The sequence below is a fragment of the Pseudomonas sp. FR229a genome, from assembly GCF_030209115.1.
GTDB lineage: Bacteria > Pseudomonadota > Gammaproteobacteria > Pseudomonadales > Pseudomonadaceae > Aquipseudomonas > Aquipseudomonas moraviensis_A.
The window spans coordinates 71,479-87,164 of record NZ_JARVSP010000020.1 but is presented as its reverse complement, the minus strand read 5'-3'; the positions used below and the strand labels follow the sequence as shown (position 1 = coordinate 87,164).

Below are 15,686 nucleotides of genomic sequence, written 5' to 3'. Positions count from 1 at the left end.
GACCATTCGCGAGCCAAAGGCAAAAGCCCGGGAATGGTCTGGACGTTTAATCGTTGAGATTCAACCAGACTTCCTCGGTAATCTTTCGCCCGGCGCTCCTTTTAACTGCAGCCTTCAGACGTGTCATGTTCATATTGAATTCTGATGGATCAGACTCTTTCTGGCTGAGCAAAGCTACCAGCATTGCAATCGAGTCCGCGTTTTGCAAAGCGCTACCATCGCCAGCAGCTGGGCCAATATAAGGTATGTGCCCTGCAGCGAAATTCAATAACCGGCTAACGTCACAGTGCTGGGTCTTGTTTCGTATTGCCGCCGGAGCATAAGCGTAATCTACCGTTCCGGCCTGTGCTCGACACATCTCATGTAACAGATCATCGGCAACTGCTCCATAATTGAATCTGCTGAATTCAAAACCCATATTGAGATTCTGATTGTTAACCGTCATGAACTGCACTTGATTCCGAGCATGCAACTCTGCTTTTTTCCACTCGTTGTATTGATTGACATCGACACTGACGACCTGATCATCAGTCTTCAGCGGATCAAGAAAGAAATTACTGGCGGAAACCCCTGCAAAGTCGAGTCTTACAGTCTTTAGTAGTGCCTCGATCTTTGCGCGACTATTGTCCGTCGTCCCCAAAAACAGACCGATCGCCAGGTCGGTGTCCAGATTGATCCGGGAGTTCGTCAATACAGTAATTGCGGAATCCAACTTCTGCTTAGAAATGCGCAGGCCGTGTTCGATGATATGTTTCGTAAGACTTTCTGGTCGTACACTTGGGAGAGTAAACGAACACTTGAATTCGAAGTTCGGCAGCTTTTTTCCCCAAGGCTTACCGCTCCGGGTGAGCGCATACCAATGATTACTTTTTTTGAATGCACTGACACTCAGCGCAGTAAGAGCACCGCCGCGAGGTCGCCACTTCCCCTGCCCGAGCGCTGGAAGGCTGGCAGCCTGAATCAAATCAGTGGAATGTCTGCCCCCCGTGAAGTTTTTCAGTTGCGAGGAAGCAGCATCTAGAAGCCTCAACCCCTTGGGCGCCAAGCTCAATCCATTTCTGATTAATATTTTTGAAATTTTGTAACCCGTCGAGGGTAACCCATCAATCGGATTGAAGGTCGAGACCGCCAATTGCAAACCATACTTCAGGAATTTAGCAAGTTTGGCAGTCTGCGATATCGACTTTGTAGCGATATTAAGCACCTTGACCGGAGCACCTACAAGCGTAAACAAAACACCAATAGCGTCCATGGAACAACCGTAGATACCATCGACAACTTTATTTCTTTCTCCGGACGCCAGGTCCTCGATGCATTTTTTGAACGGCACAATCAGATCGATTACAAACGTTACTGCCTCATCGTATTGCCGCGCTTTTTTCTCTTTCTCCGTAAGATCAGTAAATGTCTCCAGCAACTCATCTACGCTGCCGATAGGGCGATTGGCGACTATGAACTTCGCAATAGTCTGCGCCTGTGCACTGATGAAATACTGATAATAACTTTTTTTGCTGCCAGACTCGATGGCTGGTGCTGCGATCGTGCCGAGCTTCTCGATTATCATCGAACCTGCTGAATTCGGGTTCGCTTGAGTACCGTTCATATAGGTGCTTATGTCGATCGGAACGTTATGCGTTTCAGGGACTGGAGGATGTTCTTCGTAAAGCCCGCCCTTATAATCGAGCCTGGATGGCATACTCATTTTGCCGGTATTCTTTATCAAAGCCCCCAATGCATCATTTCTACGACACTCACCCAACAAGCTAAACATTTCGTAGCATAGAAGTTCATTATTGCCATGGGAAGCGATCATGATCAGCGCGAATCGACCTCGGGCACGATCTTTATCAGCCTGGATCTCTACAACTTTCGTTTCCTGCCGGTCGGCACTTGTCTGTCTGTGATCTACCGGCTCATGAATAAATGTCCCGGCGGTTCGACGGACTGTAAAGAATGTAATTCTGCTCCTTTCAAATACATCCCGGTCTTGACGTGGCATACCCGCCAGCGCCATTTTTATGTTTGTTTCCATGGCGGCATGAATATTTTTGTGATACTCGCGCGTCTCTGCCAAAAAGGCGACTCGGGTGGGAGTACAGTATTGCAGCAGAGGATACTGAGTAAGGATGTGGGGTTGTTTATTCCAGTCCCACTGGCCGGAAGCAAGTTCGTCCTCTATTTGCAACTCGAGTATAGAGTGCCTCAAATCGGAAAACGTATTCGGGCGAAGTATCGGCTCTTCCAGAAAATCGCAATTCGGCAGCGCCGGCTCCAGAGCGGCCAAAGCAATTCGCCTGCGATTTGGCACGGGAGCAGTGAAGGCTTTGGTGCCTTTGACAATAGTCTCCACGTGGCTTTGATAGGCATTCATTGCCCGTTGCGTTGCTTGTCCAATAGCTGTCTGTATGTCCTCGGGCGTGATCACCTCATTGATCAACCCCCAGTCCGTAGCGGCATCGATCAAAGCCAGACCCTGCAGAGCGCTAATTGATTTACTGATCGATTCCAGATCAGCAAATTTCATAACCTGGTCATATGTCACAAGACGCGATGCGCCTTTGGCTGTCATTTCGATAGAGCTAACCGTTTGCGAAAAAACCACCCAACTTATAGAGCCCGCAGTAAGCCATGCCGGAATGTTTTTAACCAGCAACGCCGGGGCGATGGAAGACAATAGTAAGTGAGATGCCAGTGGCACAAGCAGGCGAGAAATTTTCTTGCTGTCAACAAGGTGACTCTCAATGTTTTCCCGGACAACACTCAAAGATTGATCAGCCGCTGTTTCGGGGTCATAGATATCGAAACCAGCAATACAGTTTCTCCTATGCTGGGTACCGATCAATGGATCAAGCTGAAGAATAATCGCAGTGTACAGGACGGATGACCGTCTTTGACTGTCCAGCGCCTCATCACTGTTTGCCCCCCACCACGCCAACCTTTCGATATAGCGCTTGGCCTGAGCCTGTGAATACTGATGGCCTATCAACTGGGCAACAACATCACCTGCACTTTCCCAAGAAATGCGATCCGCCAACTTCGGCTTGATCTGCTCATACAAGGTGTCCAGCAAAGAGCCTGAAAAAAACTCCGTCGTCAAATCACGAATTTCTTTACATTCTTCAGCGGTCAATGTGATCACGCCGCCATTGATACACTCCCAGTAATCGGGAAGCTGATCCGCTGCTGACCACCTCAAGGTCAAAAATTCCACCAACTTCGTCAGTTGATCAATGTCTGTAGGGACATGCAAACCATGAAAGCGCAACCACTGTGCGTAACTCGCCTTTCCATTCGACCAGATTTGACCTCCGGTAAGATTGAGGCCGTCTTTGAGCACTTCAAAATCGTCGTGAGCTTCGGGCGCGGACTTGATTCTAGCCGCCACCTGCTCAAGCCCGTCAGCCATTAACAACCCATCGCCCTTGAGTATTGCAATCGCGCCCGGTTCGTAACGATTTACACACTTCGCGAGCAAATCGCTAAAAGGTTTTTGCACATAATGCATGGATGAACCTGGCTGTAAATCCAGACTTAACATCTCAAAATCCGGTAAAGACGAACCGGCCTGATAACTACCGGAAATTCGACTTACAATCTCTGCCCGTTCAAACTGATCAGCCTCCGAGCAGAAATTATTATCTTCTGCGGTCAACACAGCGCTTTGTTCAAAAACACTTCTTACTCTCATATTGCGTCCTTTATTCAACAATTAAACAACGAACGCAACCTTAAACAAACGCAATAAACCTTCAAGCGAAGGTTTATTAATCGATATTTCTCGACACTTAAAACAACAACTGCAACTACACGATTTTTTACTCCAACAAACTCCAGCCGCCAGAAAGACGCCCCTGCGCATCAGCTGATTCGCCGGAAAGTTTTAATCGCAGCCTGATGTTATTTATGGAGTCTGCATTCTTGAATGCTTCTTCCATAGTGATCGCCCCCTCCAGAACCAGGTTGTAAAGAGCACCATCAAAGGTCTGCATACCCAAATCGATGGATTTTTCCATTATGCCTTTCAACTCACCCAACTCATTTCTGCGAATGTGATCTTCAATAGTCGGATTCCCCAGCATGACTTCCACCGCTGCTCTTCTCTGCCCGTCAACCGTGCGTACAAGTCTTTGCGATACACAAGCCTTCAGGTTGTTGCCCAGGGTTTGCAAAAGCTGCTCGCGCCGCTCCTCGGGAAACATATTGATGATTCGATCGAGTGCCTGATTGGCGTTGGTCGCGTGCAACGTCGACAGCACCAGATGCCCGGTATCGGCGAATGACAATGCATGTTCCATGGTTTCGCGATCACGGATTTCGCCGATCAATACGACGTCCGGGGCCTGGCGCAGGGTGTTCTTCAGCGCGGCATGAAAGCTGCGCGTGTCGACGCCGACTTCACGCTGGTTGATGATCGAACGCTTGTGCCGATGGATATATTCGATCGGGTCCTCGATGGTCACGATGTGCCCGGCACTGTGGCGGTTGCGGTGGTCGATCAGGGCGGCCAGCGAGGTCGACTTGCCTGAACTGGTGGCGCCGACGAAGAGAATCAGGCCGCGTTTGAGCATCACCGTCTCGAGCAACACTGGCGGCAGCTTCAAGTCTTCGAATCGCGGAATGTCGAGTTTGACGTTGCGGATGACGATCGAGACGTCGTTGCGCTGCTTGAAAATGTTCACCCGGAACCGCCCGACGCCCGTTCGGGAGATTGCCAGGTTCATTTCCAGATCCCGGTCGAACTCCCGGCGCTGCTCAGCGTCCATCAGGGAGGTGGCGATTGCCGCGGTTTCGCCGGGTTTGAATGGCTGATCGTTCAATGCCGTCAACACACCGTCAACGCGCGCGCTGGGCGGTGCGCCGGTGGAGAGGAAGAGATCCGAACCGTTATTTTGCGACAATGTTGATAACAGTGCATCGATTTCCATGGCTGAAAGCACCCGCGAAGCATTGGATGAGCAGATTTGGCCTACGCTTGGCGCGGCTCCTGCAACAATGATAGACCTCGTCTCACCGAACCACGCTCAGGATTGAAACATGAATGCTGTACCCACCACCGATGATGCTCAGGCCCTGATTGCCCGCACCGACTGGAGTCGCAGCCCGCTAGGCGCTGCCGGCACCTGGCCGCAGAGCCTGCGCACGGCAGTGGATATCGTGATTCATTCACCGATGCCGATGCTGCTGTTATGGGGCCCTGAGCTGACGCAGATCTACAACAATGGTTTCGCCCTGCTCGCCGGCAGCAAACATCCGCAAGCGTTCGGACAGCCGACGCATGAGGTCTGGCCGGAAGTGCGGGATTTTTCCGAGCCGATTTATCAAGCGGTGTTGCAGGGACAGGTTCGCAGCTTCAGTGAGCAGCGTTTCACGGTGCAGCACGACGGCAAAAAAACCGATTTCTGGCTGGATCTGACCTACAGCCCGATTCGCGATGAAAGCGCACAAGTGGCGGGAATTCTGATCACGGCCATCGAAACCAACGAACGCCGACGCATCGCCCTGGAATTGCAGCGCCGCTCCGAGGAAAGCCTCAAGGCCCAGCGTCAGTCCGAAGAACGTCTGCAACTGGCCCTGGCCGCGGCTGATGCCGTCGGCACGTGGGACTGGGACATTGGCGAAGACCGTTTCATTGCCGACGCGCACTTTGCCGAACTGCACGGTGTCGATCCGGCCGCCGCCGCACAGCTGCCGATCAGCGACTACCTGCACGGCGTGCACCCGGAAGACCGCGCCATGGTCGCGCGTGGCATCAAGCACTGCATCACCCACGGCACCGAGTACGCCGAGGAGTACCGCCTGTTGCAAGCCGACGGCACGCTGCGCTGGGTTTTCGCGCGCGGGCGCTGCTACAAGGATCATCACGGTCGACCCATGCGCTTTCTCGGCGCGGCGCTGGACCTGACCGAACGCAAACACACCGAACAGGCGCTGCGTCAGAGCCAGACCGAGCTGCAACTGATCATCAACGCCATGCCGATCCTGATCAGCTATGTCGACGCCGAAGAGCGTTTTCGCCTGAACAACGCGGCGTACCTCGATTGGTACGGCCTGACGCCGCAGGAATTGTACGGGCGCACGATCCGCGAAGTGGTTGGCGAAGAAGCCTACTTCCTGCGCGCACCGTACATTGCCGAAGCGCTGGCCGGACGCTCCTGCTCTTTCAGTTTCTACACCCCACACCGCGATGGCAGCATCCGTCATGCCTTGATGAACTATCTGCCACGTCATGGCGCGGACGGTGCGGTGAACGGCTTCTACATCTTTGTGATCGACGAAACCGAGCGCAAGAAAACCGAAGAAGCCTTGCGCAATCTCAATGAAACGCTTGAAGAGCGGGTCAGCGCGCGCACCGAACAACTGGCCCAGGCCAATCAGCGTCTGCAGAACGAGATGTTCGAACGCGAGCGCGCGGAAGATGCCTTGCGTCACGCGCAAAAAATGGAGGCTGTCGGCCAGCTCACCGGCGGCATCGCCCACGACTTCAATAACATGCTCACAGGCATCATCGGCAGTCTCGACCTGATGCAGCGCTACATCGCCAATGGTCGCGCCGACGAGATCGGCCGTTTCACCGAAGCGGCGGTCTCATCGGCCAATCGCGCGGCGGCGCTGACCCATCGTTTGCTGGCGTTCTCGCGGCGCCAGTCGCTGGATCGCAAGCAACTGAACGTCAACGAGCTGGTGCATTCGCTGGAAGACCTGATCCGCCGCACCAAGGGCGATCCGATCGATCTGCAACTGCGCCTGCCCGACGATGTATGGCCGGTCAGCACCGACGTCAGTCAGTTGGAAAATGCTCTGCTCAATCTGGTGATCAACGCCCGCGATGCGATGCCGGAAGGCGGCACGTTGCTTATCCAGACCGCGAACGTGTATCTCGACAGCAGCGACATCACCATCCTCGAGCCGGTGAAGGCCGGGGAATACGTGATGCTCGCGGTCAGTGACAATGGCACCGGCATGACCCCGTCGATTCGGGCCAAGGCGTTCGATCCGTTTTTCACCACCAAACCGATCGGCCAGGGCACCGGCCTGGGGTTGTCGATGATTTACGGTTTCGCCCAGCAGTCCGGCGGACATGTAAGCCTCGACAGTGTGCCGGGGCAAGGCACTTGCGTGCGCCTGTACTTGCCGCGTTTGCTGGAGCCGACAGCCGAAACCACCTCGGTCGAAACCGCCGAGCCGATCGCCGCTTCATCCTCCGGCGAGACCGCGATCGTGGTCGAGGATGACCCGGCAGTGCGCATGCTGGTGCTCGATCTGCTCAAGGAACTGGGCTACAAAACCGTCGAAGCGGAGAACGCCCAGACCGCCCTGCCCTTGCTCGAATCCGCACAACGCGTCGATCTGCTGGTCACCGATGTCGGGCTGCCCGGCATGAACGGCCGCCAGTTGGCCGAGATCGCTCGCCAGCATCGTCCGAGTCTGAAAGTGTTGTTCATGACTGGCTATGCGCAGATTGCTGCCGAGCGTCACGGCTTTCTCGAAGAAGGCATGGACATGGTCGCCAAACCCTTCGTCCTTGAAGTGCTGGCAAGCAAGATCCGCAAGTTGAGCAACCCGAGGCCGTGAGTTGGGGCATAATCGCGCGCCCCGCTGTCACCCCGTTATCAGGTATTGCACGATGAAAGCCCAAGCCCGCCACATTCTGGTGAAAACCGCCGAAGAGGCCGAACAACTCAAACAGCGCATCGCCAAGGGCGAAGCGTTCGATGTCCTGGCGAAGAAATTCTCGACCTGCCCGTCCGGCAAACGCGGCGGCGATCTGGGTGAAGTGCGCCCGGGACAGATGGTCGGCGCGATTGACGCGGTGATCTTCAAGAAACCGTTGCGCACCGTGCATGGGCCGATCAAGAGCAAGTTTGGCTATCACCTGGTGCAGGTGTTTTATCGGGATTGATCGCTGCTCGCTGTAGGAGCTGACGAGTGCAACGAGGCTGCGCCTACAGGAATTGCATTTCAAGTTCGGGGGATCAGCGCTCCGGGCACCTGTATCACTCGGCTGGCCAATTCATGCCCCGCCTGCGCGGCCTCTGCCGGACTGCCGCCGAGCAAGCGCCTGGCCAGGTACGCCGCGCTGAACGAATCCCCCGCCGCCGTGGTGTCGACTACCTTGTCGACCTTGTGCGCCGGCACTTCAAACGTCTCCCCCGCGCAACGAATCAGACACGCCTCGGCGCCACGCTTGAGTACCACCTCCGGTGTGCCGAACTGCGCGTAGGCGGCGAACACCTCTTGCGCATCGGCAAACCCGAACAACGCCTGTTCATCATCCACGGTCAGCAACGCCAGATCGACATAAGGCAGGACGCTGCGATACGCCGCCCGCGCCTCCTCCACCGAAACCCACAGGCGTGGGCGATAGTTGTTGTCGAACACGATACGCGCATCGCGCTGCCGCGCTTCGCTCAACGTCTTGATCAGTCGGGCGCGGCCTTGCATGCCGAGTACGGCGAGGGTGATGCCGCTGAAATACAGCACGTCGTAGTCCGGCAGCGCCGCGAGGATCGGCTCGGCCGCGGGCGTGGTAAAGCAATCGCGTACCGCCGCTTCGTTGCGCCAGTACAGAAATCGCCGCTCGCCGTTGGCATCGGTCTGGATGCAGTACAAACCGGGCAAACGGCCCGGCAAGCGCTGCACCCTGTCCAGGCCGATGCCCTCGCTGCGCCAGATCTGGCACATGGCGTCGCTGAAACTGTCATCGCCCAGCGCAGTGACGTAATCGACCTGCGCCTTGTCGCCCATGGCGCGGGACAGGTACACCGCGGTATTGAGGGTATCGCCACCAAAACTTTGCTGCAGACTGCCGTCGGCACGTTGTTGCAGTTCGATCATGCATTCGCCGATCAGGGCGATGCGCGGAGTGTTGCGGGGGATTTTCATCGGGTGGGATCTCTGGGGGTTCGGTGGTGGCTGTTCTGGTGCTATCGCGAGCAGGCTCACTCCTACAATTGAAATGCGTTCCAAATGTAGGAGTGAGCCTGCTCGCGATCAGCCGCCGCAACGCAATCTCAAGCCTTAGAAGCAAGTTTCCATGGTCTCGATGACCGCCAACTGCTCATCCACCAGCAACCCCACCCGCCATTTGTCGAACGTCAGGCACGGATGCGAAGTACCAAAGGCAATGATGTCGCCGACCCGCAGTTCTACACCCGGTGCCACGGTCATGAATGCATGCTGATCCATCACCGCCGTGACCTTGCACGCACCGACATCATCCCCCACCGCCGGCACCACGCCGGCCTTGTAGCGCAACAGCGGCACCGGCAAACCGGCATCGAATGCGACGTCGCGTTTGCCCAGGGCGATCACCGCAAAACCCGGCTCCGGCAACGATTGCACATGAGCCCAGACTTCCAGCGCCGGGCGCAGGCCTTCGTGCAGATCGCTGCGACGCTCGAGCACGCAGCACTGCGCTTCTTTGTAGATGCCATGGTCGTGCGCCACGTAACTGCCCGGGCGCAACACGCTGAGGAAACGGCCAGCGGCGTTCTGCGTTTCGAAGGATTCGGCAATCAGGTCATACCAGGCCGAACCCGATGCGGTGATGATCGGTTTGGCGATTGCGAAAGCGCCGCTGTCCTGCAGCTGCACGGCCAGGCGTACCAGCGACGCGGCAAATTCGCGAATGCCGCTGACCGCGTGATCGCCGTGGATCACGCCCTCATAACCTTCGATACCGGTCAGGGCCAGTGCCGGTTGCGCATCGATGGCCTTGGCCAGCTCGATGACTTCCTGCTCGCTGCGGCAACCGCAGCGCCCGCCGACCACGCCGTATTCGATCATCACGTTGAGCCTGACCCCACGGGCCGCGAAGTAAGCCCCGAGGTCGGCGACGTTGTCCGGGTGATCGACCATGCAATGGAAATCGAACGTCGGATCAGCGAGCAGATCGGCAATCAACGCCATGTTCGGCGTGCCGACCAGTTGATTGGCCATCAACACCCGGCGCACGCCATGGGCGTAAGCGGCGCGGGTCTGGGTGGCGCTGGCGAGAGTGATGCCCCAGGCACCCGCGTCGAGCTGCCGCTTGAACAGCGCCGGGGTCATGCTGGTTTTGCCGTGGGGCGCGAGTTCGGCGCCGCTGTCGCTGACAAATTTCTGCATCCAGCGGATGTTGTGCTCCAGCGCCTCGCGGTGCAGCACCAGCGCGGGCAGGCTGACGTCGCGGGTCAGTTGCGCGCCAATCGCGGCGTCACCTTTGTCTACGGCAGAGTTGATGGCAGTGGTCATGGTCCAATCCTCACAGTCGCGGCCGCAGGCAGCCGCGGTTATTCGTTGATACGCCGGGCGAGGCTGTTGGCGCTTTCAATCAGCACCCGGCGATAGTCGTTGTAGTTGTTTTTCGCATCGGCGCGCGGAGCGACGATGCACAGGGTACAAATCGCCACGCCCTGCGGGTCTTTGACCGGCGCGGCGAAGCAATGGGTGAAGGTGTCGGCGACGCTGTCGAAGGAGAAAAAGCCATCGATGCCGGCCTGACGAATCTCCGCCAGAAAGCGTTCCAGTGGCAGGCGCTCGCCGTCGGGCAGGATGTAGTCGTCCTCGTCGATCAGGTCGATGATCTGCTGATCGCTCAAGTGCGCGAGCAGCAGGCGCCCGGAGGCGGTCCACGGGATCGGCGCGTTTTCACCGATGTCGGAGGAGATGCGGAAATGCCGCTCACCCTCCTTCATCAACGCGACCGTATATTTGCGCCCGTTGAGCAGGCACATCTGCGCGGTTTCGCGGGTCTGGCTGACGATCTCCTGCAAGGCCTGATCGGCCTCGCGGCTGAGATCGAAATGACGCAGATGGGCCTGACCGAGGAAGTACAACTGGCGGCCCAGATAGACGTGGCCGTCCTTGCCCACTGGCTCCAGAATGCGCCGTTCCAGCAAGGAGGCGACCAGTTCGTAGACCGTGGATTTCGGACTGCCGATGCCGTTGGCGATGTCATTGGGGCGCAAGGGCTGGCCGATCTCCTTGAGAAAATCGAGGATATCGAACGCCCGGTCCAGACCGCGTGCCCGGCGCTTGATGGTGTCTTCGGTCATTTCAGTGGTTTCCATTCAAAGTCGCCGGATGGTAACTGGCCCTTGGTTCCGTGTCAGTGACATTGCCGCCCCTCACCCCCCGCCCTCTCCCGGAGGGAGAGGGAGCCTGATCGTGTCGATGCATAAATCACTGATAAACGCTGAACTGTGCATCGATAAAGATCAGTCCCCTCTCCCTCCGGGAGAGGGCTAGGGTGAGGGGAAAGCTTCACTCAGATCTTTTTTTGTAGGCAATGCAGTCAATCTCAACCTTGCAATCCACCATCATGCTCGCCTGCACACAGGCGCGCGCCGGGGCGTGTTCGGGTTTGAAATACTCGGCGAAAACCTTGTTGAAGCTGCTGAAATCCCGTGGATCGTCCAGCCACACACCGGCACGGACCACGTCTTCAAGGCCATAACCGGCCTCTTCGAGAATCGCGACCAGGTTCTTCATGGTCTGGTGGGTCTGCTCGACGATGCCGCCGACAATGATCTCGCCATCCACCGCCGGTACCTGACCGGACACGTGCAGCCAGCCATCCGCTTCGACAGCGCGGGCAAATGGACGAGGCTGGCCGCCGGCGGCGGTGCTGCCGGTGCCGTAACGCGTAATGCTCATGGGTGTTTCTCCTGATTGCAAAAGTACAGATTCAAAACCGCGTGCTCTTGAGAAATTCCGCCAGACGCGGCGATTGCGGGCGTTCGAACAGTTCCTTGGGAGGTCCCTGCTCTTCGATCCGCCCTTGATTCATGAAAACGATCTCGTCCGAGACCTCGAAGGCAAACCGCATTTCGTGGGTCACCAGCAACATGGTCATGCCGTCTTCGGCCAGACCCTTGATGACATTGAGCACCTCACCGACCAGCTCCGGGTCGAGGGCCGAAGTGACTTCGTCGAAGAGCATCAGGCTCGGGTTCATCGCAATCGCCCGGGCGATGGCCACCCGCTGTTGCTGGCCGCCGGACAACTGACCGGGAAAGTGATTGCGCCGCTCCAGCAGGCCGACACGCTCCAGCCATTTTTCGGCGAGCACCACGGCTTCATCCTTGTGCATCTTCTTCACCTTGAGCAGGCCCAACGTGACGTTCTGCAACGCGGTCAGGTGCGGAAACAGGTTGAACTGCTGGAAGGCCATGCCAGTCATCGCGCGATGGCGAGCAATGACTTTTTCAGGATGACGCACGCGTTTGCCGTTGACCTCGTCGTAGCCGATGGATTCGCCGTCGAGCAGGATCTGCCCGCCCTGGAATTCTTCGAGCATGTTCACGCAACGCAGCAGCGTGGTCTTGCCGGAACCGCTGGAGCCGATCAGGGTGACGACGTTGCCGCGCTGCATGCTCAGGTCGACACCCTTGAGCACTTCCACCGCGCCGTACTGTTTGTGCAGGCCGCGAATGTCCAGCAGCGCCTGATCCTGTGAAGCAACGTGAGCTTGAGTCATGGCAGGGCCACCCGCTTTTCAATGTGCCGGCCGAGTAATTCGATGCCGTAGTTGATGACGAAGAACAGAAAACCGGCGAACAGGTAGAACTCCAGGGTCATGAAGTTCCGGGCGATGATCTGTTGCGTGCTGAGCAGCAGTTCGGCGACGCCGATCACCGAAAGCAAAGTCGAGGCTTTGACGATTTCGGTGGACGAGTTGACCCAGGTCGGCAGGATCTGCCGCAATGCCTGAGGCAACAATACGTAGCCAAGGGATTGGTAGAACGTCAGGCCGATGGCTTTGCCCGCCTCCATCTGCCCGCGCGGTAAGGCTTGCAGCGCGCCGCGCACGATTTCGGCGACGTGGGAGCCGCAGAACAGCGTCAGGCCCAGGGCACCGGCCTGAAACGCGCTGATCTGCCAACCGAGCGCCGGCGCCATGTAAAAGCAGGCCAGCACCAGCACGAACACTGGCGTGCCGCGAATCAGATCGACGTAAACGCGGAACGGTGCGCGCATCCAGAACTTGCCATAAGTCAGCACCAGACCGGCAACCACACCGAGCATAGTGCCGAGGACAATGGCCAGCGCCGAGACTTGCACACTGGTCAGAAAGCCCTGCCACAACGGCTCGCGGGCGAGCCACAATTCATGCAACCAACTGGGAGATTGGTACATCGCAGCCTCCTATCGACGGACCGCCAGACGCTGCTCGAGGTAACGCAGCAGCATGGCAATGAGGTAACAGGCCGCGACATACAACGCCGTGGTCACCAGCCAGGTTTCGATTACCCGGTAGCTTTCGACGTTGATCTTGCGCGCGTAATAAGTCAGCTCCGGCACCGCAATCGCAGCGGCCAGCGAAGTGTCCTTGAACAGCGAAATGAAGTTGTTCGACAGCGCCGGCAAGACGTTGCGCAGCATCACCGGAACGGTGACGTAGGCCTTCACTTGCCACTCGCCGAGGCCGATCGCCAGGCCAGCTTCGCGCTGCCCTTTGGGGATGCTCAGCAAGCCGCCACGGAACACTTCGGTCAGGTACGCGCCGGCATACAGCGACAGCGTGATGATGAACGAGGGAATCTTGTCCAGACGAATCCCGAGACTTGGCAGTGCAAAGTAGATCAACAGAATCAACACCAGGATCGGCGTATTACGCACCACCGTGACGTACACCGAGGCCAGCACCCGCAAGGCGCGATGCTTCGACAGCAAGGCAAACGCCATCAGCAGGCCGATCACGCAGCCGATGGCGATCGACACCAGCGCCAACTGCAAGCCCAGACCGAGCCCCGCCAGCAAGGTGTCGAAATCGCGCCACACGGCGGCAAAATTCAACTGATAGTTCATGGTCAGCAGTACCTTGAGCGGGGCGACGGTAACCGCCCCACTCTCACGGGATCATTTGAATTCGACTGGGAAACCGATGGCTGGAGATGGCAGGTCCACGCCGAACCATTGCTTGAATGATGCCGCGTAGGTCGGGAATTCAACGCCGGTCATGGCTTCATGCAGCGCGGTGTTGACGAAGTTCAGCCAGTCCTGATCGCCGCGCTTGACCGCACAGGCGTAAGTCTGCGGGCTCCAGGCATAGCTCGGGCTGCGGTAACGGCCGGGGTTCTGCACCATCAGGTATTTGACCGACGACTGATCGGTGGCGGCGGCATCGGCACGGCCGGAGTTCACCGCCTGATACATCAGGTCAACGCTGTCGTACTGATCGACCTTGGCCTTGGGCAACGCCTGATGCACCAATTCTTCGGCGTACACGTTCTGCAGCACCGCCACGGTGACGTCATCGCCTGCCGCTTGCAGGTCTTCGATTTCCTTGTACTTGCTGTTGTTCGGCAACAGCAGGCCGACACCTTCGCGGTAATAAGGCAGGGTGAACGCCACTTGCTGCGCACGGCTGGCGGTGACGGTGATGAACTGGCAGCTCATGTCGACCTTGTCGGTCAGCAGATTGGGAATCCGCGCATCGGACGACTGCACCACGAACTCGACTTTGCTCGGGTCGTTGAACAACCCCTTGGCCACCATCCTGGCGATGTCGATATCAAAACCCTGCAACTTGCCGTCCGCGCCTTGAAAGTGCCACGGCGCATTGGTGCTGCCGGTGCCCACGATCAACTTGCCACGGGCAAGAACACTGTCGAGCTTGCTGTCAGCCGCTTGGACCAGGCCGACGAGCGAAGAACAAGCTGCAAGAACAAAAACACACGCTTTGAATAACGAAGGATGGCGACGCATGGCAAGCACTCCAGAATTGTGTTTATTCCGCTATACCGGAACACGGTTTGTTACTACGGAATAGACAGCAGAAAGTGTGCCACAGGAATCAGGAGAAATCTGTAGTTGCGTAGAATGCTTTGCTTATCAAGCAGATATGGACTTGCAGAGCAATTGCTCTGGGCCGATCCAGCACTCAGGAGGTTTCTGGCCATCGTTGAAGAAGGGGTAAAGCGTTCCCAAATTGGGTCGGATGGCGTCGTCATGGTGCGAATCAGGGTTACAGTTGTGCAAAACCGGTGTCAGCGTTTGAGAGCCTGCCTGTAAACGTCACCACCCTGCCGTTTCCCGGCCGCTATCACCGTAACGACCAGCACCTCATCCCTTACCCGATAGACCAACCGATATCCAGCGCTTCGAAGCTTGATTTTATAGGCGTTACTCAACCCTTTCAGGCGAGCCGCCGGAACGTGCGGATTTGCCAGCCTCTCCAAAAATTTGTTTTTGAACTGCTCCCTGAGTTCCGACCCGAGTTTCCCCCACTCTCTCCAAGCCTTATCAGAAAACTCCAGCTCATAGGTCATCAATGGATACCTTGATGGTCGGATCGTTTTCTCGCTCCCTACAGAGGGCGATCAGTTCCAGATCATCAAGGCGCTCCATCATTGCCTCGTATTCTTTGGCGGGCACGCAATAAAAAGCCGGTTCGTTCCGATTAAGGATCGCCACTGACCGGCCTCCACCAGCAGCGACTGTACCCATAGGATTTTTTTTCAATTCGGAAATACTCGCTACGACATGAGAAAGAACGATGTGCGTCATGAACTGGTGCTCCTTGAAGTGCTCTGGTTGGTGCTCAAAATAGCACTCCAAGTGACGCTCGGCTTGATGCATGGAGGTTATCACGCGCTTTCTTGTGAGGTTCCTGCATTGGTTGTCGGCGCTATCTGGCGTTTTTGTGGGATTAATCCCGTGGATAAGCAGCTCACCTGTAATTTCTGACAGTAGACCCCGAC

The 15,686-nt window shown here is 56.8% G+C and carries 14 protein-coding genes; 2 read left to right on the top strand and 12 right to left on the bottom strand.

Annotated features, from left to right (window positions below; translation table 11 throughout):
* Nucleotides 1–46: 46 nt before the first annotated feature.
* Nucleotides 47–3,688, bottom strand: a complete 3,642-nt coding sequence (locus QRN33_RS15290; RefSeq protein WP_285409252.1) for a hypothetical protein — start codon at nt 3,686–3,688, stop codon at nt 47–49.
* 127 nt (nt 3,689–3,815) lie between these two features.
* Entirely contained in the window at nt 3,816–4,925 is a 1,110-nt protein-coding gene (locus tag QRN33_RS15285; protein WP_285409251.1) for a PilT/PilU family type 4a pilus ATPase, read from the bottom strand.
* A gap of 109 nt (nt 4,926–5,034) precedes the next feature.
* Between QRN33_RS15285 and QRN33_RS15280 the strand changes: the two genes are divergently transcribed.
* Entirely contained in the window at nt 5,035–7,572 is a 2,538-nt protein-coding gene (locus tag QRN33_RS15280; RefSeq protein ID WP_285409250.1) for a PAS domain-containing hybrid sensor histidine kinase/response regulator family protein, read from the top strand.
* Between the two features lie 52 nt (nt 7,573–7,624).
* A complete protein-coding gene (locus QRN33_RS15275) occupies nt 7,625–7,900 on the top strand; it encodes a peptidylprolyl isomerase (RefSeq protein ID WP_007912322.1) in 276 nt (91 codons plus the stop codon).
* Nucleotides 7,901–7,959: 59 nt separating this feature from the next.
* Here QRN33_RS15275 and QRN33_RS15270 read toward each other — a convergent pair whose 3' ends face one another.
* The 10 genes from QRN33_RS15270 to QRN33_RS15225 all read right to left on the bottom strand — a co-directional run bounded on the left by QRN33_RS15270 (nt 7,960) and on the right by QRN33_RS15225 (nt 15,492).
* Nucleotides 7,960–8,883: a sugar kinase gene (locus QRN33_RS15270; RefSeq protein ID WP_285409249.1), complete on the bottom strand. Its 924-nt coding sequence runs from the start codon at nt 8,881–8,883 to the stop codon at nt 7,960–7,962.
* 135 nt (nt 8,884–9,018) lie between these two features.
* A complete protein-coding gene (locus QRN33_RS15265; protein ID WP_285409248.1) occupies nt 9,019–10,233 on the bottom strand; it encodes an amino acid deaminase in 1,215 nt (404 codons plus the stop codon).
* Nucleotides 10,234–10,271: 38 nt separating this feature from the next.
* Entirely contained in the window at nt 10,272–11,036 is a 765-nt protein-coding gene (locus tag QRN33_RS15260; protein WP_042610359.1) for an IclR family transcriptional regulator, read from the bottom strand.
* A gap of 208 nt (nt 11,037–11,244) precedes the next feature.
* The gene (locus QRN33_RS15255) at nt 11,245–11,637 is read right to left on the bottom strand and encodes a RidA family protein (RefSeq protein WP_252874461.1); all 393 of its coding nucleotides are present in this window, start codon (nt 11,635–11,637) and stop codon (nt 11,245–11,247) included.
* 31 nt (nt 11,638–11,668) lie between these two features.
* Nucleotides 11,669–12,460, bottom strand: coding sequence for an amino acid ABC transporter ATP-binding protein (locus QRN33_RS15250; protein WP_285409247.1), 792 nt, complete (start codon nt 12,458–12,460; stop codon nt 11,669–11,671).
* Nucleotides 12,457–13,119, bottom strand: a complete 663-nt coding sequence (locus tag QRN33_RS15245) for an amino acid ABC transporter permease (RefSeq protein ID WP_065617203.1) — start codon at nt 13,117–13,119, stop codon at nt 12,457–12,459. The genes QRN33_RS15250 and QRN33_RS15245 overlap by 4 nt, the downstream gene beginning before the upstream one ends.
* A gap of 9 nt (nt 13,120–13,128) precedes the next feature.
* Complete coding sequence (locus QRN33_RS15240) at nt 13,129–13,791, bottom strand: amino acid ABC transporter permease (RefSeq protein WP_285409246.1); 663 nt, start codon at nt 13,789–13,791, stop codon at nt 13,129–13,131.
* Between the two features lie 51 nt (nt 13,792–13,842).
* Complete coding sequence (locus QRN33_RS15235; RefSeq protein ID WP_285409245.1) at nt 13,843–14,691, bottom strand: transporter substrate-binding protein; 849 nt, start codon at nt 14,689–14,691, stop codon at nt 13,843–13,845.
* Nucleotides 14,692–14,972: 281 nt separating this feature from the next.
* Nucleotides 14,973–15,254: a type II toxin-antitoxin system RelE family toxin gene (locus QRN33_RS15230; protein ID WP_285409244.1), complete on the bottom strand. Its 282-nt coding sequence runs from the start codon at nt 15,252–15,254 to the stop codon at nt 14,973–14,975.
* Nucleotides 15,244–15,492: a type II toxin-antitoxin system Phd/YefM family antitoxin gene (locus QRN33_RS15225; protein WP_042610420.1), complete on the bottom strand. Its 249-nt coding sequence runs from the start codon at nt 15,490–15,492 to the stop codon at nt 15,244–15,246. The genes QRN33_RS15230 and QRN33_RS15225 overlap by 11 nt, the downstream gene beginning before the upstream one ends.
* Between the last annotated feature and the right edge of the window lie 194 nt (nt 15,493–15,686).

Coding starts and splice junctions, on each gene's coding strand:
- QRN33_RS15290 (WP_285409252.1), bottom strand. CDS start 3,688: ATGAGAGTAAGAAGTGTTTTTGAACAAAGCGCTGTGTTGACCGCAGAA.
- QRN33_RS15285 (WP_285409251.1), bottom strand. CDS start 4,925: ATGGAAATCGATGCACTGTTATCAACATTGTCGCAAAATAACGGTTCG.
- QRN33_RS15280 (WP_285409250.1), top strand. CDS start 5,035: ATGAATGCTGTACCCACCACCGATGATGCTCAGGCCCTGATTGCCCGC.
- QRN33_RS15275 (WP_007912322.1), top strand. CDS start 7,625: ATGAAAGCCCAAGCCCGCCACATTCTGGTGAAAACCGCCGAAGAGGCC.
- QRN33_RS15270 (WP_285409249.1), bottom strand. CDS start 8,883: ATGAAAATCCCCCGCAACACTCCGCGCATCGCCCTGATCGGCGAATGC.
- QRN33_RS15265 (WP_285409248.1), bottom strand. CDS start 10,233: ATGACCACTGCCATCAACTCTGCCGTAGACAAAGGTGACGCCGCGATT.
- QRN33_RS15260 (WP_042610359.1), bottom strand. CDS start 11,036: ATGACCGAAGACACCATCAAGCGCCGGGCACGCGGTCTGGACCGGGCG.
- QRN33_RS15255 (WP_252874461.1), bottom strand. CDS start 11,637: ATGAGCATTACGCGTTACGGCACCGGCAGCACCGCCGCCGGCGGCCAG.
- QRN33_RS15250 (WP_285409247.1), bottom strand. CDS start 12,460: ATGACTCAAGCTCACGTTGCTTCACAGGATCAGGCGCTGCTGGACATT.
- QRN33_RS15245 (WP_065617203.1), bottom strand. CDS start 13,119: ATGTACCAATCTCCCAGTTGGTTGCATGAATTGTGGCTCGCCCGCGAG.
- QRN33_RS15240 (WP_285409246.1), bottom strand. CDS start 13,791: ATGAACTATCAGTTGAATTTTGCCGCCGTGTGGCGCGATTTCGACACC.
- QRN33_RS15235 (WP_285409245.1), bottom strand. CDS start 14,691: ATGCGTCGCCATCCTTCGTTATTCAAAGCGTGTGTTTTTGTTCTTGCA.
- QRN33_RS15230 (WP_285409244.1), bottom strand. CDS start 15,254: ATGACCTATGAGCTGGAGTTTTCTGATAAGGCTTGGAGAGAGTGGGGG.
- QRN33_RS15225 (WP_042610420.1), bottom strand. CDS start 15,492: ATGACGCACATCGTTCTTTCTCATGTCGTAGCGAGTATTTCCGAATTG.